Annotated in this window: 21 protein-coding genes, 1 tRNA gene and 1 pseudogene; 11 read left to right on the top strand and 12 right to left on the bottom strand. The window is 59.5% G+C overall.

Features of this window, described 5'->3' with window-relative positions; translation table 11 throughout:
* Positions 1-5 precede the first annotated feature (5 nt).
* Complete coding sequence (locus JV241A_RS14010) at positions 6-1,538, bottom strand: glycosyltransferase (protein WP_134063109.1); 1,533 nt, start codon at positions 1,536-1,538, stop codon at positions 6-8.
* Positions 1,539-1,730: 192 nt separating this feature from the next.
* Positions 1,731-3,038 (bottom strand): UDP-glucose/GDP-mannose dehydrogenase family protein, encoded by a 1,308-nt coding sequence (locus JV241A_RS14005; RefSeq protein ID WP_115087171.1) that lies wholly within the window; start codon positions 3,036-3,038, stop codon positions 1,731-1,733.
* A 659-nt stretch (positions 3,039-3,697) separates the two neighbouring features.
* Between JV241A_RS14005 and JV241A_RS14000 the strand changes: the two genes are divergently transcribed.
* From JV241A_RS14000 to JV241A_RS13980, 5 genes are all read left to right on the top strand, one after another.
* Positions 3,698-4,084 carry a helix-turn-helix domain-containing protein gene (locus JV241A_RS14000; RefSeq protein ID WP_134063107.1) on the top strand — a complete coding sequence of 129 codons (387 nt, stop codon included), beginning with the start codon at positions 3,698-3,700 and terminating at the stop codon, positions 4,082-4,084.
* 100 nt (positions 4,085-4,184) lie between these two features.
* Positions 4,185-4,823, top strand: a complete 639-nt coding sequence (gene uvrY / locus JV241A_RS13995; RefSeq protein WP_010221877.1) for a UvrY/SirA/GacA family response regulator transcription factor — start codon at positions 4,185-4,187, stop codon at positions 4,821-4,823.
* Positions 4,824-4,831: 8 nt separating this feature from the next.
* Complete coding sequence (gene uvrC, locus JV241A_RS13990) at positions 4,832-6,655, top strand: excinuclease ABC subunit UvrC (protein WP_134063105.1); 1,824 nt, start codon at positions 4,832-4,834, stop codon at positions 6,653-6,655.
* 32 nt (positions 6,656-6,687) lie between these two features.
* A complete protein-coding gene (gene pgsA, locus JV241A_RS13985; RefSeq protein WP_010221879.1) occupies positions 6,688-7,248 on the top strand; it encodes a CDP-diacylglycerol--glycerol-3-phosphate 3-phosphatidyltransferase in 561 nt (186 codons plus the stop codon).
* A gap of 63 nt (positions 7,249-7,311) precedes the next feature.
* Positions 7,312-7,387, top strand: a tRNA-Gly gene (locus JV241A_RS13980).
* A gap of 335 nt (positions 7,388-7,722) precedes the next feature.
* On the opposite strand, the gene JV241A_RS13975 is transcribed toward JV241A_RS13980, so the two are convergent.
* Entirely contained in the window at positions 7,723-8,889 is a 1,167-nt protein-coding gene (locus JV241A_RS13975; RefSeq protein WP_240047864.1) for a hypothetical protein, read from the bottom strand.
* A gap of 276 nt (positions 8,890-9,165) precedes the next feature.
* Between JV241A_RS13975 and JV241A_RS13970 the strand changes: the two genes are divergently transcribed.
* The 4 genes from JV241A_RS13970 (at position 9,166) to JV241A_RS13955 (ending at position 11,584) form a co-directional block, all read left to right on the top strand.
* A complete protein-coding gene (locus JV241A_RS13970) occupies positions 9,166-9,597 on the top strand; it encodes a hypothetical protein (protein WP_134063103.1) in 432 nt (143 codons plus the stop codon).
* A 115-nt stretch (positions 9,598-9,712) separates the two neighbouring features.
* Complete coding sequence (locus JV241A_RS13965; RefSeq protein ID WP_115087168.1) at positions 9,713-9,964, top strand: hypothetical protein; 252 nt, start codon at positions 9,713-9,715, stop codon at positions 9,962-9,964.
* Positions 9,965-9,990: 26 nt separating this feature from the next.
* Positions 9,991-10,275 carry a hypothetical protein gene (locus JV241A_RS13960; RefSeq protein WP_134063102.1) on the top strand — a complete coding sequence of 95 codons (285 nt, stop codon included), beginning with the start codon at positions 9,991-9,993 and terminating at the stop codon, positions 10,273-10,275.
* Between the two features lie 400 nt (positions 10,276-10,675).
* A complete protein-coding gene (locus JV241A_RS13955; protein WP_134063099.1) occupies positions 10,676-11,584 on the top strand; it encodes a hypothetical protein in 909 nt (302 codons plus the stop codon).
* Positions 11,585-11,631: 47 nt separating this feature from the next.
* On the opposite strand, the gene JV241A_RS13950 is transcribed toward JV241A_RS13955, so the two are convergent.
* Both JV241A_RS13950 and JV241A_RS13945 read right to left on the bottom strand, forming a co-directional pair.
* The gene (locus JV241A_RS13950; protein ID WP_134063097.1) at positions 11,632-11,844 is read right to left on the bottom strand and encodes a hypothetical protein; all 213 of its coding nucleotides are present in this window, start codon (positions 11,842-11,844) and stop codon (positions 11,632-11,634) included.
* A 201-nt stretch (positions 11,845-12,045) separates the two neighbouring features.
* Positions 12,046-12,402: a hypothetical protein gene (locus JV241A_RS13945; RefSeq protein WP_115087165.1), complete on the bottom strand. Its 357-nt coding sequence runs from the start codon at positions 12,400-12,402 to the stop codon at positions 12,046-12,048.
* Between the two features lie 252 nt (positions 12,403-12,654).
* On the opposite strand from JV241A_RS13945, the gene JV241A_RS13940 reads away from it, so the two are divergent.
* Positions 12,655-12,924, top strand: coding sequence for a hypothetical protein (locus tag JV241A_RS13940; RefSeq protein ID WP_134063096.1), 270 nt, complete (start codon positions 12,655-12,657; stop codon positions 12,922-12,924).
* Here JV241A_RS13940 and JV241A_RS13935 read toward each other — a convergent pair.
* From JV241A_RS13935 to JV241A_RS13915, 5 genes are all read right to left on the bottom strand, one after another.
* On the bottom strand, positions 12,882-13,772 hold the full coding sequence (locus JV241A_RS13935) for an alpha/beta hydrolase (RefSeq protein WP_134063095.1): 891 nt from the start codon (positions 13,770-13,772) through the stop codon (positions 12,882-12,884). The genes JV241A_RS13940 and JV241A_RS13935 overlap by 43 nt on opposite strands.
* The gene (locus JV241A_RS13930; RefSeq protein ID WP_134063197.1) at positions 13,772-16,375 is read right to left on the bottom strand and encodes an autotransporter outer membrane beta-barrel domain-containing protein; all 2,604 of its coding nucleotides are present in this window, start codon (positions 16,373-16,375) and stop codon (positions 13,772-13,774) included. The genes JV241A_RS13935 and JV241A_RS13930 overlap by 1 nt, the downstream gene beginning before the upstream one ends.
* Before the next feature lie 156 nt (positions 16,376-16,531).
* Entirely contained in the window at positions 16,532-17,191 is a 660-nt protein-coding gene (locus JV241A_RS13925) for a hypothetical protein (protein WP_233674288.1), read from the bottom strand.
* Positions 17,192-17,316: 125 nt separating this feature from the next.
* Complete coding sequence (locus JV241A_RS13920) at positions 17,317-19,056, bottom strand: dipeptidase (protein ID WP_134063093.1); 1,740 nt, start codon at positions 19,054-19,056, stop codon at positions 17,317-17,319.
* A 174-nt stretch (positions 19,057-19,230) separates the two neighbouring features.
* The gene (locus JV241A_RS13915) at positions 19,231-20,466 is read right to left on the bottom strand and encodes a DUF2169 domain-containing protein (RefSeq protein ID WP_134063091.1); all 1,236 of its coding nucleotides are present in this window, start codon (positions 20,464-20,466) and stop codon (positions 19,231-19,233) included.
* 300 nt (positions 20,467-20,766) lie between these two features.
* Here JV241A_RS13915 and JV241A_RS13910 point away from each other — a divergent pair.
* Positions 20,767-21,198: pseudogene (locus JV241A_RS13910) on the top strand (type VI secretion IcmF C-terminal domain-containing protein); the annotation flags it as partial.
* 70 nt (positions 21,199-21,268) lie between these two features.
* On the opposite strand, the gene JV241A_RS13905 reads toward JV241A_RS13910, so the two are convergent.
* Positions 21,269-22,102 carry an IS3 family transposase gene (locus JV241A_RS13905; protein WP_240047866.1) on the bottom strand — a complete coding sequence of 278 codons (834 nt, stop codon included), beginning with the start codon at positions 22,100-22,102 and terminating at the stop codon, positions 21,269-21,271.
* A gap of 8 nt (positions 22,103-22,110) precedes the next feature.
* Positions 22,111-22,354, bottom strand: a 244-nt coding sequence (locus tag JV241A_RS27655) for a transposase (RefSeq protein ID WP_240047863.1), incomplete at its 5' end; no start/stop codon positions are given.

The following is a 22,354-nucleotide window of genomic DNA, read 5'->3' as shown; positions in this document are numbered from 1 at the left end:
TTTCCTTAACGTTGCGTGAGTTCGAGAAGAACCGAGATGACCCCGAAGAAAATCGCGATGGATGAAAACAGCATCGCCTTGGAAGACCAGCGGTTCAGGGCGGCATCGAAGTTGACGGTGCCGTTGCTTAATGTGGTTTTTTGCCGGGTCCAGCTCTGCTGGTCCATGTGGAACAGGGCGTAGACTTTCATCAGCGAGCCGATGATCTGGTTGTAATAAAGAACGAACGGGTACACCGGGCTGACCGGGTGGCCGGCGAACAGAAACAGCACGGTGACGATGCTGCGCGACAGCAGTACCCAGAACAGGTACACCAGCAGGTACTGGATGCCGAACAAGATGCCGGCGACCACCGAGGCGGTCAGGCCCATCAGGCAGGTCCACATCGACACCCGCTGATCGAGCAGTACGTACAGGGTGAACAGGCCCAGGCGGGCGCGGCCGAGCAGGGCGGTGGCGCGAAAGTTCTGGCGCAGCGAGTTGCCGTACCAGCGGAACATCAGTTGGCGGGTGGCGCGCCAGAAACTGTTGTCTGGCGGATGCTCGACGGTCAGGGTGTTGCTGTCGGGCACGTAGAAGGTGTCCCAGCCGGCGCGCATCAGGCTCAGCCACGACGACTTGTCGTCACCGGTGAGAAACTGAAACCGCCCAAGGCGCCAGTGCTGGAGAAAATCCGCCTCGACGTCGCGGATGAAGTCCGGGTCGGTCATGACACTGGCGCGAAAGAACGACAGCCGCCCGGTCAGGGTCAGCACCCGGTGCGACAAGGCCATCGAGCACATGTTGATGTGCCGCTGGACGAAGCGCATCGAGTGCCACTGGCGCATCAGGTTGCTGCCTTCGACGTCGCAGAACTCGTTGGTGGTCAGGCCGCCGACGTTGGGCAGGTAGGCGAACAGCTTGACCGCGCGCTCGACGCAACCGGGCAGCATCATGGTGTCGCCGTCGACCACGCCGACCACCGAGTCCTGCAGCGGCATCTGCCGCGACAGGGCGCGGAAGGCATGGGCCAGGCCATCACGCTTGCCGGTGCCGCGGGCGCGGACGATCACCAGCTTGATGTCGTCGCGGTCCTTGACCTCGTTGCGCATGATCTCCTTGATGAACTGCTCGTCGCCCTTCTCGACGATCGAGGCGATCACCGTGCACGGCACCTTCAGCCGCTGTACCTCCTGGAACACCGACTGGTAGACCTTGAAGGTGGTGTGGGTGGGGATGCGAAAACTGGTCACCACCATGAACATGTGCGCCGGCAGCGCCGCATCGCCCATGCGCTCGACCGCCTTGCGCATGCGTGGGAACTTCCAGTGCAGGAAGTACATGCCGCGCAGGTAGTGGACGATGGCATTGCCATAGCGCCACATGCCCAGCGCACCGATGATGAAGATGAACTTGTGGTGTGCAGGGTCGAGGTACTGCGGTGCGACCATCTCCGACGCCAGCGCGATCAGGCCGAACAGGCAGGCCCAGGCGCAAAAACGCGCGCCTGCCTGCAGGTAGTCCGGCTGCCCTCGGGGCGGCTGTTGCTGTCGTTCCATGTAGTCGTTGCTCCTGTGTTCGGGCCACGCCCGGCTGAATGACATGCGCACTTTTCGCGCCTGGCCATGACAGGGTCGGCCGGGCAGTTGGCAGGTGTGCAGTCAATCAGGCGGGGTGCCTGGGTGAATCGCCGGGTACTCTCTGGGTGGAGTACTTTCTGGCTGGAGTGCTCTCTGCTGGAGGACGGGGCCTTACCAGCAGATACCCTCACGCTGGGCATCGCTGCCGTGGGCCATGAAACCCACCAGGTCGATGATCTGCTTGTCGCTGCTGGCATCCAGGGCCTGGGCGAAACGGTCATCGTTGTTGCCCAGCACCACCACGTCGGCTTCGCGGATCACCTGCTGCAGGTCGTTGCACAGCAGCGACGAAACGTGCGGGATCTTCGACTCGATGTACTCGCGGTTGGCGCCGAACACCCGGGCATACTCGACGTTGGCGTCGTAGATGGTGAGGTCGTAGCCTTTGCCGATGAGCATTTCCGCCAGCTCCACCAGCGGGCTTTCGCGCAGGTCATCGCTGCCGGCCTTGAAACTCAGGCCCAGCAGGCCGATACGGCGCTTGTCCTGACGGGTGATCAGCTCAAAGGCGTTCTTCACCTGGTTGCGGTTACTGGCCATGATCGAGGCCAGCAGCGGGTGCTCGACGTCCAGCTGGCCGGCACGGTAGGTGAGGGCGCGCACGTCCTTGGGCAGGCACGAGCCACCGAAGGCGAAGCCGGGGCGCAGGTAGTAGCGCGACAGGTTGAGCTTGTAGTCCTGGCAGACCACATCCATCACCTCGCGGCCATCGACGCCGGAAGCCTTGGCAATGTTGCCGATCTCGTTGGCAAAACTGACCTTGGTCGCGTGCCAGACGTTGCAGGTGTACTTGATCATCTCGGCGACTTCGATCGACTTGCGGATCACCGGCGCGTCCAGGCCCTGGTACAGCGACTGCAGCAGGTCGCCCGATTGCGGGTCCAGCTCGCCGATCACGGTCATGGCCGGGAAGTCGTAGTCCTGGATCGCGGTGCTTTCACGCAGGAATTCGGGGTTGACCGCCACGCCGAAGTCGATGCCGGCGCGCTTGCCCGAGCTTTGCTCGAGGATCGGGATGACCACGTTCTTCACCGTGCCGGGCAGCACGGTACTGCGCACCACCACGGTGTGGCGGCTGGCCTTGTCGCGCATGGCGGTGCCGATTTCGCGGCATACCGCTTCCATGTAGACCAGGTCCAGGTCGCCGTTTTTCTTGCTCGGGGTACCGACGCACAGCAGCGACATCTCGGTGGCCAGCACGGCGGCCTGGACATCCGTAGTGCCGCGCAGGCGGCCGTGGCGCACGCCGTCGAGCAGCAACTGTTCAAGGCCCGGCTCGACAATGGGCGACTTGCCCTGGTTGATCATGTCGATCTTGGCCGGCGAAATATCCACGCCCAGCACCTGGTGCCCACGAGCGGACAAACAACCGGCACAGACAGCGCCCACATAACCCAATCCAAAGATACTGATATTCATAGTTCCCTCTCCCAAGGTTCAGCAAAAGCTGACCGAGATAGTCAGTTAAACGGCATAGTCGACGCGGCAGACGCGCAAGAAAAAGCAGCGCGCTAAAAGGAGGCGATGCAGGCGTTTTTCGTTGTCTTATTACATCCTAAGGGAGTTTTTTTAACTTCGGCAAGCTGTCTCTAACTTTGAGTTGGATAAAGTTTAAAATCGCTGCGTTAAAGTTAAAAAGCCGTTATAAATCAACAAGTTAAAGTTTGTTGTTAGTTCGGCGTCAAAAATCCGATATCAACATTTTGCCGTGAAAATGGCGTCAGAAAGCCGTTGCCTCAATGGCTTTTGGCGATTTTCATGGTTTTTTTGACGGGCATTTTGCATGTTCTCTTGAGCTTCTTTATTATCCGTAAGCTGTTGTGTTCCAACGCTAATAGTCGCCAGGTGATGGCACTTTAGCTATTAACGGAAGTTGTTTGCTTATTAGTGCGCTGTGTAAGAACTGCGGGCGAGATCCGTAACCGACTCGGCGGTTGTCCTGACAATCCCGGACAGGTAGAGCGGGCTTCGACTTGTGCAGCGGACCTGATCGCGGCATAGTTCGGGCTTCGTTCGAGGCACGCCATTGAAGGCTGTGTGCTCATCCATCCGGATGCTGGATAAGAGATGTCAGACAGATGAATGGAATCGGTTCGCGTATCAGGGAAGAAAGAGAACGGCTGGGCCTGACCCAGCGCGCCTTTGGCGATATCGGCGGGGTAGAGCCCAACGCCCAGGGCAAATACGAAAGCGGTGAGCGCACCCCCAAGGCCGACTACCTGGCCGCCGTGGCGGCGCGTGGGGTCGATGCGTTGTATGTGTTGAGCGGGGTGCATACCCCGGTTGAGCACAGCAGCCTGAGCGCTGAGGAAGAACAGCTGCTCGGCAGCTTTCGCCTGCTGCAGGCGGCCGACCAGGTTGCCGTCCAGCAATTGCTGGGCAGCCTTGCCGAGCGTGGCCAGCGCCCGCCGGTAAGGGCCGGTGGCTATGAGCGGGGGATGTATGGGCGCCTGTCAGGAAAGTGAAAAAATGACGTCAGGCAAATGACGTGTTCCGTTAGGTCTACGGCTATATTTTTTGCTAAGGTGGCGGGATCCAATTACCGCCGCAGTGCGAGGTGTCTGCTTGATTAGGGTGCTGGTGGTCGATGACCACGATCTGGTGCGTACGGGCATCACGCGCATGCTGGCCGATATCGATGGCTTGCAGGTGGTGGGCGAGGCCGACTCCGGCGAGGCATCGCTGAAGGTCGCGCGCGAGCTCAAGCCCGACGTGGTCCTGATGGATGTGAAAATGCCCGGTATCGGCGGCCTGGAGGCGACGCGCAAACTGCTGCGCAGCCATCCGGACGTGAAAGTGGTGGCGGTGACCGTTTGTGAAGAAGACCCGTTCCCCACCCGCCTGTTGCAGGCCGGCGCCGCCGGTTACCTGACCAAGGGTGCAGGGCTCGATGAAATGGTCCAGGCCATTCGCCTGGTGTTTGCCGGCCAGCGCTATATCAGCCCGCAGATCGCCCAGCAGCTGGCACTCAAGTCGTTCCAGCCGCAAGGCTCGCCGTTCGATGCGTTGTCGGAGCGGGAAATCCAGATCGCGCTGATGATCGTTGGCTGCCAGAAGGTGCAGATCATCTCCGACAAGCTGTGCCTGTCACCGAAAACGGTCAATACTTACCGTTACCGGATCTTCGAAAAACTCTCGGTCACCAGCGACGTCGAGCTGACGCTGCTGGCCGTCCGCCACGGCATGGTTGACGCCAGTCTCTGAGCGCACTCATGACACCTGTGTTCGATTCAAGCGCATTCCTGGCGACCTGCAGCGGTCGCCCGGGCGTCTACCGGATGTTCGACGGTGAGGCCCGGCTGCTGTATGTGGGCAAGGCCAAGAACCTCAAGAAGCGCCTCGCCAGCTATTTTCGCAAGACTGGCCTGGCGCCGAAGACGGCTGCCCTGGTGGCGCGCATCGTCCAGGTCGAGACCACCATCACCGCCAACGAGACCGAGGCGCTGCTGCTCGAGCAGACCCTGATCAAGGAATGGCGCCCGCCGTACAACATCCTGTTGCGCGACGACAAATCCTACCCCTATGTGTTTCTCTCCGATGGCGACTACCCGCGTCTGGGCATCCATCGTGGGGCCAAGAAACAGAAGGGCAAGTATTTCGGGCCGTACCCCAGTGCCGGAGCGATCCGCGAGAGCCTGAGCCTGCTGCAGAAGACCTTCTTCGTCCGCCAGTGCGAAGACAGCTATTACAGCAACCGCACCCGGCCGTGCCTGCAATACCAGATCAAGCGTTGCAAGGCGCCCTGTGTCGGCCTGGTCGAGCCGGAGGAATACGCAGTCGATGTGCGCCACTCGGTGATGTTCCTCGAAGGCCGCAGCCACCAGCTGACCAACGAGCTGAACGCCGAGATGGAGCAGGCGGCCATGGCCCTGGAGTTCGAGAAGGCTGCCGAGCTGCGCGACCAGATCGCCTTGCTGCGCCGGGTCCAGGACCAGCAGAGCATGGAAGGCGGCAGCGGCGATGTCGACGTGGTCGCAGCCTTCGTCAATCCCGGTGGCGCCTGTGTGCACCTGATCAGCGTGCGTGGCGGGCGGGTGCTGGGCAGCAAGAACTTCTTCCCGCAAGTGGGCATCGAGGAGGAGGTGGCCGAGGTCATGGCCGCGTTCCTCTCGCAGTACTACGTGGGCAATGCCGAGCGCGAGCTGCCGGGCGAACTGATCGTCAACGTGGTGCACGAGGATTTCGCCGCGATCAGCGCTGCCATCGAAACCCTGCGCGGCCGTGACCTGACCATCAGCCACCGAGTGCGCGGCACCCGTGCGCGCTGGCAGCAACTGGCGGTGACCAACGCCGAGCAGGCGCTGAGCGCACGCCTGGCCAACCGTCAGCACATGGCTTCACGCTTCGAGGCCCTGGCCCAGGTCCTGGCCCTGGATGAAACCCCGCAACGCCTGGAATGCTACGACATCAGCCATTCCAGCGGCGAAGCCACCGTGGCCTCGTGCGTGGTGTTCGGCCCGGAAGGGCCGCTCAAGTCCGACTACCGGCGCTACAACATCGAAGGCGTGACCCCGGGCGACGACTACGCGGCCATGCACCAGGCCCTGACCCGGCGCTTTGGCCGGCTCAAGGACGGCGAGGGCAAGCTGCCCGACGTGCTGCTGGTGGACGGCGGCAAGGGCCAGCTGAACATGGCCCGTGAGGTGCTGCAGGAACTGGCGGTGCCCGACCTGATCCTGCTCGGGGTGGCCAAGGGCACCACGCGCAAGGCCGGATTCGAAACCCTGTACCTGAATGACGTGGCCCACGAGTTCACCCTCAAGGGCGACTCACCGGCGCTGCACCTGATCCAGCAGATCCGCGACGAAGCCCACCGCTTTGCCATCACCGGCCACCGTGCCCGCCGTGGCAAGACGCGCCGCACCTCGACCCTCGAAGGCGTCGCCGGCGTCGGCCCGAAACGCCGCCGTGACCTGCTCAAGCACTTCGGTGGCCTGCAGGAACTGACCCGCGCCAGCATCGAAGAAATCGCCAAAGCACCGGGAATCAGTAAAAAGCTTGCCGAGTCGATTTATGCCAACCTGCATAGCGAGTAGAATGCCTGCTCACTTTGCAGCCAGTTGTGCCGATGAATATTCCAAATCTGCTTACCGTTCTTCGCGTCCTGCTCATTCCGATCTTCATTTTGCTGTTCTATGTTCCGTATCACTGGAGCTATATCGCAGCGAGCAGTGTCTTCGCCATCGCCGCGGCCACTGACTGGCTGGACGGTTACCTGGCCCGTCGCCTGCAGCAGAGCACGCCGTTCGGCGCCTTCCTCGACCCGGTAGCCGACAAGCTGATGGTCGCCGTGGCCCTGGTATTGCTGGTGCAAGTGCACGCCAACTTCTGGCTGACCCTGCCGGCGGCGGTGATCATCGGCCGCGAGATCGTGGTCTCGGCCCTGCGCGAGTGGATGGCCGAGCTGGGGGCGAGGGCGCACGTCGCGGTGTCGAACCTGGGCAAGTGGAAGACCGCGGCGCAGATGCTCGCCCTGGTGATTTTGCTGGCCAACCCGCCGGTGCTGACGTTCTGGGTGATTTTGGGCTACGCCTTGCTGATGATCTCGGCCGGCCTGACCCTGTGGTCGATGGTGCACTACCTGCGCGCCGCCTGGCCGCACCTGCGCGAAGGCTCGGAGCAGAAATAAAGCTTTTTTGAATCAAGGGCTTGACGAGATTTATTGAATCGTTACAATAGCCCCCATCACGACGCGGGAATAGCTCAGTTGGTAGAGCACGACCTTGCCAAGGTCGGGGTCGCGAGTTCGAGTCTCGTTTCCCGCTCCAAATATGGCGCTTCAGCATTCAGCAGAGTGCTGTAGTGATAGAAAAAAGGCCCTTAGGGGCCTTTTTTCGTTTCTGCGCAAAAGCGCTGACATCCAGTGCAGGCCAGTACGTTCAAGTCTCGTTGTTTCAGTTGCATTTCCCTGGCATGGGTACTCATTGCTGGCCACGGTTACGTCGCCCCTTCGGGACGCCACGGCCCAGTGACACCCCGTTGGTTGTCGCCCCATCCGTACTGCAGGCGTACGCTAATGATCGTGTGAACTGACGCCGGGCACGCCGAAACACGTTGGCTTACTCCGCTCGGCATCCAGAGGCGAACGGCCATGCTGGTAGGTTTACTTGTTAATTAACAAGTAGCCCTCGGTCCACCGGATGTCCATGTTTTCAATTTTCTTTAGTGCTGTAATTTGTCCATCTTTCAAGTTGAGGTGGTCGTAGAGGATGTTATAAGCAAATACCCCGTTTGCACATTTGTTTTCTGGCTGGTATTTATCTTTTGAGCTGTCATTCTTGATGGCGTCTTCAATGTGTTTGTAATGCTCGCAGTTGTGCGTAATTCCATGTTTCAATGTCTGTCGGGTTGGCGTGTCATTGTTGAAAAAGCTGAGTGTGTAGTAAAGTGAGCTCAAGCCGATGAAGTGGGTGTGGCTGAAATCGTTTGAGTTGACAACGCGTTCGAATTTCTGGATTTCAGATTTGCCATCAGTCGCTATGGCTTTGTCGTACGCACTGTCGCACGCGCTGAAGTTAAATGAACCTGGCTTTGATGAGCCCTCGGGGTAGCAAGTCTGATCTTGCTGTTGCACCCTGTCCATAGCAAACCTGGCCGCATCAGCACCCAGGCCAAGCAGGCTTTCACTCACAATACGATAGGTTTTTTTATTCCATTGTACCGTATGGGTGCTATCCGCCTGCGGATCGTTGCTGGCAAAAGTAATCTGGCTTGAGGCTCCACCCATCTCAATTATCCCTAGCGTCTTGTCAGACCCTGTAAGTCCTATTAAGTAATTAAGGTGTACCCAAGCGAATGCCCCTTCTTCCCATCCTTCAGTCGTACGCACCTGACCTGTCATTAATCCCTTGCCATGGATTGCCTCGTTGACAGACTGATAAATAGATAGTTGCTGAGATGGAGACAACTCGCGCATGCCTGCTGTTCCGAGAACGCTCACGAGGACATTGTTTTTTTCCAGGGTATATCCTTTGTCATCGGCGAGCTTAATCAATGCGTCAAGCAAAGGGCTTATGAGTTGGGTGTCTGCATTTTCAGGAAAATGCACATGGCTAGCCAATGGGTTTTTAGTGCTGTATTCCACAATGGGAGTAATAGTGTCAGAGGATAATTTATAAAGAATCCCGCGTGTCTTGCTGCTTCCGGCGTCAACGACAATTTGCCATGTCTCTGAACGCGCTTCTGCGTTAATGTTTTCTACCATCGTGCCGAAAACGCACAGTGCTAGAATAATGTTTTTCAGGGTGCTAGCGCGGTAGGGCAAAGACAAGGCAAGTGCTCCATGGATAGTGGGAGTGAAAAAATACAATTCATGGCTTCAGAGGTGATTGTAATTATTACTCTCTATGCTAAGCGTTACTGACGACCTGAGGTTAAGCCAGCATTGGGATGGGCCTTTGCATTGTTGATCTATAGTGTCGGCAAATCTACTGGCAAAAATGATAGGTATCGATGATGTGTTGTGTGGTGATAGGGTCATGTATTCAGCATGGGAGTCTCCCCTGTTTTTGGTGAAATACACGACGGGTTCGCTCTGAACAACTGAATGCACTGGTTCGCCAAGGGGGCAGAACCAGGTCTGTACTATCAGCAACTGCACCTGTTGCAGGCAGCGCGACTCACGCTTTCATGCCGACAGAGAACTATCAATTTTGTCAGTAGACAGCTGCTGCTTCGCGTAAGTAGTGTCTATGCCAATGTCGTTGGATCGGAAAATGTGAGCAGGTATGGCTGCGGGTTAACGGGTTGGACGTTTGTTACATTGGGGGCATCAATGGGCGACGATGAAATCAGAGGCTTATACGAACGTCTCAGCCAGAACCGTTCTGGCGTTCCTTCATTTGACGGGGTGCTGGAGGAACTGAAGCAATTTGGATTTCCTTTGCAGGAGATGGATGAAGGTGGCGTAAGGGAGATTCTGTTAAATGCTCTGCAGGCTGCTAGGCGGGTATGCCGCTGTCTTGACTATCAGGAGTAGGTACGGGCGGATAGCAACGTCCAATGGCGTTGGCTCATGAACATATCATCAGGCAGATAGCGTTTACTGGTGCGCTGTCTGGTTCTGAACTTTTGAGCGATGAGGTGAGTAGCGCATGAACAATTTGAACTTGGCTCGCCTGAATCTGTATCGCACTCGTGAGCGCATCCAAATTGAGCTTGAGGTCGGCGAAACGGTGGAAGGGCTGCTCAAGTCGATCGACTGGAAGCACAAGACGATCAGGATCCATCGTCCCAAGCCTGGCGTAGATTGGGTACTCCAGTTCTCTGACGTTCAAACAATAGCGCCGCATTCTTGCGAAGCGACAGAATTGGACGAAGATTATTGGGGGCTTTCCTGTTTGTAGCCTTTGCCAGGCGCAAGCGGCGGTTAATGCCTACTGATGATCTGAGCATCCGTATCTACCGCGATACGGTCCATCTTTCTCTGAATGTCCTTCACGATTTCACCGATCTTGTTCGCTTCCTGCGCGTGTCTTTTGGCTGCCAACAGGGTAAGAGGTGCGACGGGGTGAAATCTGAAGGGGCGAGGGCGTGGGACATCGTGGCTTTGCTTAATGCTTTCAGCCAAGGCTCTGGCGCGTCACTCAACGACATGACACTGGCAAGGCTGGCCGGTCGCCTGGACATATTTTCTTGCGAATTAGGTGCTTGGTAACCTGAAAATCCAGTCGGGCCAAGGCAGCGGTCGATCAACCAATTCAGCGATTCCCGGGATGTCCTTGGCAGAGTGATTAAGCAACTGCTCAATAGCCCGAGCCTGTTGGACATCGAGCTGAAAGCGACGCTGGTCAAGCCTCCCCGGAAGGGGGGGCGAGGATTTGCTCCAGCGTGCGTTGCAGGACGCGCCGGGGCGGGCACTCGGCATCAGCAGGGACCGAAGCTAGGCAGGAACAGAACAAGCCTCGTCATGTGCCGCGCGCGGATTGAGCCGTACCCGCAGGGTTAGGCGACTGTCATTTTTGTCAGTATCGGCAAATCGTTGAGCGCCGTATCGTTCCGGGTGTCACGGCAGTTCAGGGTGGTTCCGGAGCTGGGACACTTGGAGATGAGTCTCGATGGACTTGATTGCTTTGCCCGCCAGCACGAAGGTTCGAGTGACTGTCGGTGTTGACCCGATGGTCGAGAGGATGGCGGTCCAGCGTCCCTATTTTGCATTCGACACCCTCTACCAGACGGCAGACGCTGATTGGGACATCTGGGGAAATTTCAAACCTGAGCAGCCCCTCGGTGCTGAGGCGGGACCTCTAACCCTGTCCGAATGCATTCGTCACCTGTCCACGCTCGGCGCTTGCGCGGCAGCCCTGGTCCAACATCCGGATGAGCGTATCCATTATTTGGCTGATCATGCGATCTGGACGATGCACAGGGCTGGGCTGAATACAGATCGAGCCATGCTGTTTGCTGCACGTGCACGGGTGTCAGCACGCTCCGGTAAGCGCGTAGAGGCAAACGCCGAACTGCTCACGGCGGGTGGGGTCAGTGCCGATCTCACCGTCAGCTACCAAGCTTTACCTGCGCAAGTCTTCGATCTCGCATTTGCCGACCATGGCAATGCCGGTTGTTCTCCAGCAACGCGTTCGCCATACCGGCGAATGTTTCCATTGCTCGTGCTTTCGCTCAAGCGTCATGCGATCACTGCATGCAGCGTGGATTACTCGGCAGAACGTTGTGCCGGCCATTTTCCGGACCACCCGATGTGGCCTATGTCAGCCGTCCTGTCCGGGCTATGCGAAGTGATGTCGCAGTTGTTGGCCCATGAGTTCCAACGTTCCGTGGAATACACGGTGATGCATGCCGAGATGCGCGCATTACGCCTGGTGGCGGCCTCAGAGCAGTTGCTGTTCAGTGCCACGCTGATGTCCGTGTCGCTTGAAGGACGGGTGTACAGCATGAGCTGTAGCGCCACTCACGGCAGAGCGGTTGTTGTCATGTTGGATGCGGTGGTGGTGATTCGTCGGGATTGAGTTCGCCGGGCGGCGCTAGCAGCACAGAAAGCGGAGGTCGGCAGCCATTATCCAGCAGCTGGAAGCTCCTGCACCAGCAGCTCCATTCTGTACCGCGCGCGGATCGCGATGGACGTTGATGGACAACCATTGATTTTTATGGAATCGAGCACCCCGACAAAACCTTCATCGGCAAGGTCGAGAAAGGCTTTGACTGGATGGGGTTTGTTTTTACGGCTGAGGGGTGCGCCGCCGTGGCACCGCGCGCATTCACCCAGCATGCCCTGAAACTCCGCCGGCTTTACGAGAGCGCGCGACACCCAGATCTCGCCAGAGGGAAGTGTCGCATGGCGGAATATCGCGCACGGTGGGCCGCCTGGGTAAAGTCAGGCGCTCCGTGCGACACGCGAGTTGCGGGATTGGTTACGGCTGCGCGAGATGGTGAGCCGAATACTTGGCACCAGGCACGGCACGCTTCCCTCCTACTGATTCGTATTCACGTTCGTGGGAGTTGCGTTCGCCTTTATAATCTCTGGAGTCGTTGACCCCGCTTGCGCCGGGTCGTTCACCTCAGTGACGGTGACCACGATAGTATCGAATCCCTCGTCCCCATACTGGCGTTCTTTCTCCAGCCAATCGCAGATTGCCTTGCGGATATCCGCCGCCATCGTAGGTACTTGCTTCAATCTGTTCTCGCATTGTACTTTATACTCCGCCTCGTCCAGATCCGTCTTCCTGGAATAAATGCCGTATTTCCAGCCCGCAATGCTCTGCACTAATTTTTCTGTAACATTCCAGTCAATGTAGGGTGGCAGCCCTTTTATCGTAATAGTCAGCATCTTGTCACCTTTGCAGGTTAATGAATGTTCCCGTGTATCAGTACAGTTCACAGTGAACTCATCCAGAACTTACTGGCCACTGTCAGAAATACTAGTTTTCTAGAACATTACGAAATATGAAATCGCCATGAAAATTCCAATCCCTCTCGGGTGCTACGTCGCCACGAGGAGAAATGGTTTTATCGCGGCAGATGGCAGAGCGCGGTGTATCTGGAATCGACGGGGTACTGTGGCGATAATGCCTGGAAGGCGATGAAGCGTTTGCGCAAACAAGGGCAACCGCTCAATGAACTGCAGACGAAGCGTTTTCAGCAGACTGTTCGGGAGGTGTCCGAGGCAGTAAATGCCACGGGCAAAGCGAAGAAGGTGACGGTGTCCTATTTCTTCAAGTCAGACAGCGGTACGCCTCAGGTGACGATGATCAAAGGTTCAGGCGAGCTGGAGATCCGGGCGCCGATTGAGCTTCCGCTCCTGGACGCTCAAAAGCTGGTTGGGATGTGCGGGTCAAGGCCCTGTAGTTGATTGCACTTTTCGATCGCCTGGCTTCGCCAAACCCTCCACGCAGTCTCCCAGCCTGACTCATGCGTCGCGGCAGGGATGATCACCCGTTGATTGCAGTCGCTCGACCGCAGATTGCCGCGAAAGCTGCTTGCGATGTCACCAGGAATCACCGCGTCGCGACCACCCAGCAGATGGCGCTGGGGCAATGATTTCAGGCGGTCCCGATAGACCATCGGGTCCAGCGAACCGTTCAGGGGCGACAAGCCTTTGAGCTGTACCCATAAGCCTGGATCAAGATTGCCGGCGATGGTCTGGATCTGCGTGACATCGTCCCGTTGCCCGGCCAGCAGCACCGCCAACGCCGCGCCACCTGAATACCCCACCAACTCGAACTCGCGATTGCCAACGCGCTGCTTGAGCCGGTCCAGCGCCTGGCTGAGACTGCTGACCACTTCCTGGGAGAAGCGTCGATCAGTCCACAGCGCAGAGCTACAGCCTGCTGCGGTGACGAACTGGCAAGGCCGTGCGAGGTAGGCATTCGGGGTCGGATCCTCAAGCGCCAGTCGCGCCACCAGCAGGTTGCGCGGGCTTGGGTCGAGGCTCGGCTGGCTGGCCGTGGCCCAGGCATGGCCGTCGCCTTCCAGGTACACCCGCAGACGCTCGGTTGCACGCTGGTCAGGTGGTGCCAGCATGGCGAGCGGGAACGGCTGCCCCGGCACAACCTCCAGGTGTCGACCGTGCTGTTCAGCCAGTTGTTGCAGCGCTTGATAGGGGGATTGGCAGGCACAGAGAAGGGCGCTGGCCAGCAGCGCCCCCACGGTTCGCCAGACGCCGGCCCACGGGCGTGGGCCGGCAAGCGGTTTGCTCATCAGAAGTCGTAACGGACTTTCGCCGAGAACACGTCGGCATCGAAGCCGGACTTGCCGATGTAGTCGTAGTTGACGCCCAGGGTCACCGCGCCCAGCTTGTAGTCGGCACCCACGCCGGCTTCGTAGCTGTCACGCGCCGCCTTGGCACCGCTGGTCACGAACGGCGTGCTGCCGAGCAGGAAGGTCGAGGTGCTCTTGGCTTCATCGGCGGCGAAGTCGTGATACGCCATCAGCTTGGCTTGCGGCTCCAGGGTACCGGCGCCCAGGGCCATGCTGCCGGCCACGCGTAGGCCTGCACCCAGTTCGATGGCTTCGTAACGCTGGTCTTCAACTTTCAGCGCTGCCGAAGAGCCTTTTTCACGGTAGCCGTCGATGTTCACCAGGCTGTAGCGGGCCGCCAGGCGCGGCTCGACCAGTACCTGCGGGTTGATGTGGTAGGTGTAGCCACCGATCAGGTTCAGGCCCAGCAGGTCGCTGTCATAGTCGGCCTTGGCTTGCGTGCCGGCAATGCTGCGCTTGCTCTGGTTGTCGTTGAAGCCGTAGGTCAGGCTGGCATCGACGAAGTAGTTGCCGTGCTCGAACCCGCCGTAGAGGGTAAAGGCATGGCTGTCGACTTCGGTCTGGTTGCCGCTTTTGCCGTTCACGTCGGTGTTGATGAAGCTGTACGCCAGGCCCAGGGTCAGGTTGTCGTTGAGCTTGCCATCGGCACCCACGGCGATACCGCGGCTGTAGGCGTTATAACCGGCAACGCCGTCACGCAGGTCCTGGCTGGCGTCGCTGTACAGCGACTGCACCCAGACACCGGCTTCCTTGAAGCCCTCGCCCGAGGAGGCGCCGCGCAGCGAACTGGTGCGGCTGCCGGTGACGTTGCTCACCAGGTTCTGGCTGGTGGTGGCGGCCTGGGTGGCGCCGCCATTGGTTTCCGGGGTCAGTTCCGAGGCCAGCTTGGCGACCTGGGCTTCGTCGGCGTTGAGCAGGGCCTGCTTGAACGGGTCGTTACTGGCCAGCTTGCCGATCATGCCGTCGGCGGTCAGGCTGCCCAGGGCTTTCTGGCTGTTGGCCGAACCACCCTGGTTGGTGATGATCTGCTCGACTTCTTCCTTGCCCTTGCCAGTGACCACGGCCACCACCTGATTGTTGTCGACGGTGAAGCTGTCGACCTTGAGCAGCGCCGAGCTGCTGACCAGGTTGAGTTTGCCGTTCGGGTCGACGCTTTCGCCGTCGGCACCCAGCAGTTCGATATGGCCGGCTTCGATCAGTTTGTAGGTGCTGCCGTTGGCATTGAAGTCTTCGCCTTTGGCCGCCAGCTGCACTTGGGCGCCCTGGCCGAACTGGGTGGTGCCGCTGACCTTGAGCACAGCCGTGTTGGCGTCGGTGGCGCTGCTCAGGTTCAGGCCCAGGGCCGAATTGCCGGCGACGTACAGGTTGCCGTCGATGCTGGTGTGCGGGGCTTCGAAGGTCAGGGTGGTTTTCAGGTTGTCGCTGACGCTGCCGACATCGATCCAGCCGCCGTCCTTCATACGAATGTTGGCGCCGTCAGCGCGGCTGTCGGTACCGGTGAACGAGGTGTCGCCTTCGATTTCGATGTTGCTCAGGTCGATCAGGTTACCGACGATCACGCTGCCTTTGCGCAGGATCAGCTCGACCGGGCGGTTGCTTTCCGAGGCGTCGATGGCCTCGTCGGCAGAAATGATCGAACCGCTGTTGAAGATGTTGAAATCGCCTTCTTCTTTGTACCAGGGCTGGGCGCCCGGGCTGTCGAAGTCGCTGAAGCCGATGGCGATGGCGGCGTCTTCGGCACGGATGGTGCCGGTGTTGACCAGGTGGTTGTTCATACCGGTGAAGCTGGCGCCGTCGATGCGGATGCCCTCGGCATCGTCGCCGCTGGCAATGATGGTGCCGTGGTTCTCGATGCCGGCCAGGTCGACCATGTCGGTGTACGCGCCCGAGCCGCTGGTGGTGGCGTCGATGGCGGTGGCGCCTGCGCCGGTGACTTCGATCAGGCCGCGGTTGATGACCTTGCCGACGATCTCGCCGCCTTCAAGGTTGATGCCTTTGGCATCTTCACCCTTGGCGATGATCTTGCCGCCGGCGGCATTGAGCAGGTCGCCCTTGATCACCGAAGAGCCGGAGAAATCCACGGCGCGGGCGACATCGCGGCCGCCGTCGTCGTTCAGTGGCGCACCTTCTGCGTAGAGCAGGCCTTCGTTGATGACGCTGCCGCCAATCTTCGCCGGGTCGATCATCAGCGCGTTGGCGCCACCGCCGATGGCGGAAATGCTGCCCTTGTTGATCACGTCGCCGCCAACGCTGTTGGCGACCCACGGCTGCGTGCCTTCCCACACGTCCATGTCGACGCCGCCGGCGAAGTTGCCGGTGCTGTTGATGGTGGCGTTGAGAATCAGGTCTTTCTCGATGCTCGAGCCATTGAGCTCGATGGCATCTTCGTCGCTGCCGCCGGTATAGGCGCCGTTGATCTCGAGATTGCCGCTGTAGCGCTGGTGCTCGCTTTTAAAACCGGCGTTGGTCAGCTGGACAGTTTCAGCGAGGGCGGGCAAGGCAGTGGCGGTTACGGCCAGGGCGAGCAGGGTCTTGCGGAACATCACGGGGTTCACGGTTCATTCCTTTAACGGTGTTTTGTGTGCTTCGCTTGCGTGCGGGCTGGACCTTGCAGCGACAAAAAAGGCGGGGCCACGCAGAAGGGCGCGGCGATGGTAAATGAGTTGACATCAAAATGATATCACTGGCGTGTGCAACCGCTATTTGACCCGAAACGGTTGAGCCGCCATGAACGCCACCGGCAGCAGCGGCGCGGCGAGGATCATCAGCACGCCGTCAGCAGTGACGGTGACCGGCGTCAGCAGTACCTGAGTGACCTTGCTCTTTTTTCGGTAGGCCGAAACCTGAAGGGGATAGGTGCTGTTCAGCGTACTGCCCTGAAGGGCGCTGATGTCCTTGCTGGACTTGAAGCGGCTGCCTTGAATTTTGTAGCGATGCAGCAGGGCGTCCTGTTGCGCCGATGCCACGAAGCCCAGCGCTTTTGCCTCGTTGACCTCGCCTGCTGCAAGTTGCCCCAGCCCGGGGATCTTCAGTTCGAATTCGCCGTCCAGGGTTTCATACATGCTGACGTGGACCGGCAGAAACTCGGCCTGCATCTTGGCATGCAGCCCTGAGCGAATCGCCTGCAATAGCTCGGGTTCGACCAGGATGAAGTAGTGGTACTTTTTGCCCAGCACCACAAAGCTCTTCTGGTCAGCCGTCACATAGAGCTGGCCTACCTGCTCTGTATAGACTTCGTCGCTGGCCCGCGGCTCATACAGCTCGCTGGTCAGGCAGCCACTGATGCTGGCGAGGGTCAGTGCAGACACTGCCAGCAGTGTGGCCCTGAGCAATCTTGGCCGGGGCGAGGTCTTTTGCATGTTTGATCCAATCCATGGAGGGGCGGTGGTGGATCATAACCTGCAAGTGGTGTGATAGCGCTGAAGAAGCGGCGTAAGCCGATCAACCCGGCGAGCCCGCTACAACAGCGGGCCCGCCGGACGTGTCAGAGCTTGGGCAGTTGTCCCACACGCCCCATCATTTCCGTTACGACCTGCAGGTCCAGAAGGAACTGCTCCACCGTCTTGAACTCGTTGTCGTTATGCCCGGTGTACTTGACGTCGGGCATGGCCAGGCCGAACTGCACGCCGTTGGGCAGTTCATGCACCGAGGTGGCGCCGGCGGAGGTGCCGAACTCCTGCTTCATCCCCAGGTTTTCGCTGGCGACTGCGAGCAGCGCCTTGACCCATTCACCCTCGGGGTTGCGGTACATCGGCTCGGCGATCGAGTAGTCGAAGGTCGGTGTGATGCGGCTCTGCTTGCTCCACGCGTCCAGCTTGCCGGCGATTTCGCTTTTCAGGGCTTCCGGGCTTTTGCCCTTAGGCACACGCAGGTTGACGGCCAGTTTCAAGGCCTTGTCGTCCAGGCCGACGTAGGTCAGCGAGGTGGTCAGCGGGCCCATGAACTTGTCCGAGAAACCGACACCCAGTTTGCCGCCCAGGTAGTCCAGGCCCCAGTTGTCGGCGGCGTAGCGGGCGGCGTCGGTGATGTGGTTGTGCTTGAGCGCGACCTTGCCGTCGAGGCTGTTGATGAAGTCGAGCATTCGCGCCACCGGGTTGACCCCGGACTCAGGTTCAGAGGAGTGCGCCGAGACGCCGGTGACGGTCAGTTTGACGTCCTTGCCATCGACCTTGGCGCTGACCTCGAAGTTGCCGCCATTGGCCTTGGCATACTCAGCGCCGGCTTTTTGCAGGGTGGCAGCCAGCTCGGCGGGCTTGTCGGTCACCAGGGTCGCCACCGAGGTCGAAGGGATCTGGTTGGTGGCCAGGCCGCCGGTCAGGGTGGTGATTTCAGCGCCTTGGCCATCGCCTGCGCGCCGGGCAAAGCTGGCCATGACCGTGCCGTAGCCTTTCTCGGCAATCACCACCGGGTAGCCACCGTCCAGTGCCAGGTTGTAATTAGGCGTCGGGTTGCGCTCGAAGTAGTAGGGGATGGCGTCGCCGGTGGTCTCTTCGGTGGTGTCGACCAGCAGCTTGAAGTTGCGTGCCAGCGGCAGCTTCTCTTCCTTGATGATTTTCATGGCGTACATCGCCACGACGATACCGTTCTTGTCGTCTTCGGTGCCGCGACCGTACATGCGATCGCCAACCAGGGTGACCTTGAACGGGTCGAGACGGGTGCCGTCCTTGAGTACCCAGTTCTCCGGCGTCACCGGCACCACGTCGGCGTGGGCGTGAATACCGACCACTTCATCGCCTTGGCCTTCCAGGGAAATTTCATAGACACGGTTGTCGATGTTGCGAAAGTTCAGGTTGAAGGCCTGGGCCAGGCTCTTGATCTTCTCGGCGATCTTGATGAATTCGGGGTTGTCGTGCTGATCGACGCCGTCGACGCGGAAGGTCGGAATAGCCACCAGTTCACGTAGGGTCTGGGTGGCCGCATCGCCGTACTTCAGCCGGGCATAGATCCCCAGCAGGCGATGGATTTCGTTCTGCTGTTCAGCCGTCAGCTGCTTGTTGGTCAGGAAGGCGGCGATGCTCTGGTCGAGCTTGTCGGCCTTGCCGAGTTCGCTTTTCGCCACACTGGCCAGGAACTGGCGGAAATCCTTGACCGAAGCGTCGCTGAAGCTCTTGAGAATGGCCGCGCTCTGCTGTGGGGTGATGTTGGCATAGGCAGGCGAGGTGATCGATGCCAGGCCAGCGAGCATCAGGGTGGCCGCAGCCAGTTTTTTCAGGGCGAAGTTCATTGCGGGGGGCATTCCTTTGCAGGCAAATGATGAGAAAGGATGGGTGCAACAAAACATTTCCAAGCTACCACTTAGAGGGGCTGGTACGGGAGTACCTGAAGTGGGATGTGTCGCACAGAACTGCAAAAGCGGCGCAGAAACGAAAAAGCCCCGGGAGAGGCTGGCTTGCAGTTTTCAGCTACGGGGGCACGGAGCGAAATCGAAGCAGGCTTCCAGTGCGCAAATGTCGTCCGGGCGGGGCAGGCTGATCCGGTGAGTCAACGACAAGGTCATGGCATCGGTATCGATATGCAGGGTGTCGGTGAATAGCGGCAGCGGCAGCAACTCGCCACTGTGCAGGCGCATCAGCACAAAGGGCCGGTGCTCGGGCAGTTCCACGCAGAGTTGGCCGTTGTGGCTGAGTGCAGGCGGGGTAAGGTTGAACAGTTCGATGCGAAGGTTCGCGGGCAGAAAGGCGATTTGCTGGTCGACGGGGGCAGCGTTCCAGTAGGCAAAGTCGAAGTCGGCGGGTAACCCCGGCCAGGGTTTTTTCTGCCAGGCTTTGTCGTAGGTGCCGGCCAGGGCCAGGCGAGGCGCCCAGGCCCGGCCCACCACCCCAAACCCTGCCGGGCAGTAGCCGTAGGTGGCGGACAGCTGGGCCATGTCGGCGGCGCTGATGTCGCCGTCCGGATGGTGGGTGACGTGCAGGTGGGTGACCGGCCTGTCGAGCGCCTCGATTTGCGGGGCCGCCAGGCGCTGGAGTGGCGCGTCCATGGACCAGGCGTGTTTCTCATGGCGTTTTTCGATCCAGCCCCGGCCCAATGGATTGCTGTAGCAGACCTGATGGAGCAGGTACGGCTCGGCGCAATTGTCCGGATAGTCGGGGTTGGGCAGCACACTGCTGCCGCCGAAGGCGTACTCCCAGCGCAAGGGCACGCGGATGGCCGGCTCGGCAGCAGACAAGCGCCAGCCGCTGAACAGACCATGCTCAAAGTGTCGAGGGCCGCTGAAGCGCAGGTGCTTGTCGAGCAGAATGCCCCGCGCCTCATGGTGTTCTGCTTCGTGTTGTGCGGTGCATGGCTGTTCGCTCAATGGAGCGCTCAGGCGGATGCCAGCAGTCCAGGACGTTGTCGGTTCGCCGCCGGGGGCGTGGGCATGGCCGTTGATGATCACATCGCAGCGGGGTTTGAACGGCGCCAGGTCGCTTTCTTCGTAGACGCTGCTCTGGCCCTGTTCACCGAAGTAACGATCGGCTGCGCACAGCAGGATCGGCTCGTCAGCCATCACTTCGGCACTGCAGTGCCCTGGCTGGCCCGGGATGGGCTGCAGACGATAGCCAACCTTCATCACCACGACGGGGTAATCATTGCCCCGGGTATCGAGCGCACTGAAACATAACGCGGCAAAGGGCGTCAGGTTGCGAAATTCCATAGTGGGTCCTTCAATTGATGTCGACGTCCTTGCCGTTAATGTGCATAGCGCCCTGGGGCTGGAGCTGCACGGGAAGCCCCAGGGGGAAATCTAGGCGGGTGTGGCTTGAGGCCTCAAGAGAGGAGAGGTAATTCAGACGGGTCCTACGGCTTCCTACGCGCTTGACTGTCAGATGCGCCGGAGCTGATTCCGTTTTTCGCTGAGTAGGGGTTGGAATGTGTACCGGTCGTGGAGGCGGCTTCAAGGTGCCGTCCGTGATTCGAGATCCAGATCTTCTGGCCATTTCACTTTGGGTGCCTTTTCAACAACCGCGGCCACCTGGCGGTGCAACTGAGCATCGAGCCCCTGGCCTTGAGCAGCCTGCTGAGCATCGATGGCCAGTTGGTGCCTTACCGGCATGGCGCGCCACAGCGCACCGGCTTGGTCTGGCCCAATGACCTGAGCAGTGCCAGCGCCAGCCAGCTGACGCTGGTGCACAGCAGCGGCAACACCGCCAGCCTCAGTTATCGTGGGCCCTGGTCGCTGTTTCGCCTGCTCAGCCGCGCCCAGCTCAACGGCCGGACCGACACCAGCGTCGACCTGACCTTTGCCGTGGCTGATGGCCTGATGCGCTACCGCGTCGGTGTGCACAAGGCCAACAACCCGGTCACCCAGCGCAGTTTTGAAGGGTTTGCCTTGCCCAGGACGTTGCTGGAAGCACGTCGCGGCCCGCCCATCGATGACGAGTCATAGGTGCGCACCTGCCTGGAGTGGGTGGGAGCGGGCTTGAACTGGTCAACAGATTTTGGACACCGGTTTAGGTTCATGCCGCAACCTTGAGCTTTTTCTCCATGGCTACCGGGGTTTCATAGCCGTTGTAGCTGTGGAGACGCTTAAGGTTGTAACGCATCAGATAAGCCTGGATGTCTAACTGTGCTTGCGCTTCGGTTTCGTAACCTTCTGCTGGCATCCACTCAGACTTCAATGCACCGAAGAAGCGCTCCATGACGGCGTTATCCCAGCACTGGCCTCGGTGACTCATGCTCTGTTCCAGACCGTACTCCTCAAGAGCAGCCCTGAATTTATGGCTGGTGTACTGACAACCCTGATCCGAGTGGAACATCACTCCAGCCGGTCTACCTCTAGATTCGACCGCCATTCGTAGCGCCTCGCAGGCAAGCCGGGCATCGGCGATCATTGAGAAAGCCCAGCCCACCACTCGGCGAGCATACAAGTCGATCACAGCCGCCAAGTACAGCCAACGCTTGCCTACCTGGATGTAGGTGACATCGCCGCACCACACCTGGTTGACCGTCGAGACGTTGAAGTTTCGCTTGAGCTGGTTACTCGCGATCAATGCTTCTGTGCCCGATGATCGGTAACGATGCGGCCTGCGTTGCTTGCATTGCAGACCGGCTTCCTTCATCAGCATACGTACCTTGTATCGCCCGGCTTTATGGCCAGCACGACGCAATTCCCGAACCAGCGTTCGCGACCCAGCAGAGCTACGAGAGGCCTTGAAAAGGCTGGCCATCGTTGAACGCAGATCCTCTCTGACCGGATCCTTTCGTCCCTGGCGTTTTCGCCATGCGTAGAAACTACTGCGCCGAACTCCAAGGACGCGACAGCAGTCGAAAACACCAAATTGCTCACTCAGTTCGTTGATCAGCGAGAACGATCCTTGGAGTCCCGAAGCAGGAGAGCACTGGCCTTTTTTAGGATTTCGATATCCCGGTCCTTTTGCCGGACTAGCGCTTCCAGCTCCTGGATTCGCTGCTGCTCTGGAGTGATGGCCTTCGCGCCGACCGGTGTTTGACCTTCTCGTTCCTGGCGCAGTTGCTCGACCCAGCGACGAAGCGCGGTCCGCCCTAGACCAAGGCTCTCGCAGACATCAGGGACTGACTCACCA

Source organism: Pseudomonas sp. JV241A (assembly GCF_900275665.1).
Lineage (GTDB): Bacteria > Pseudomonadota > Gammaproteobacteria > Pseudomonadales > Pseudomonadaceae > Aquipseudomonas > Aquipseudomonas wadenswilerensis.
Note: the sequence above shows the minus strand (reverse complement) of the source record. Positions and strands in the feature narration are given on the sequence as shown.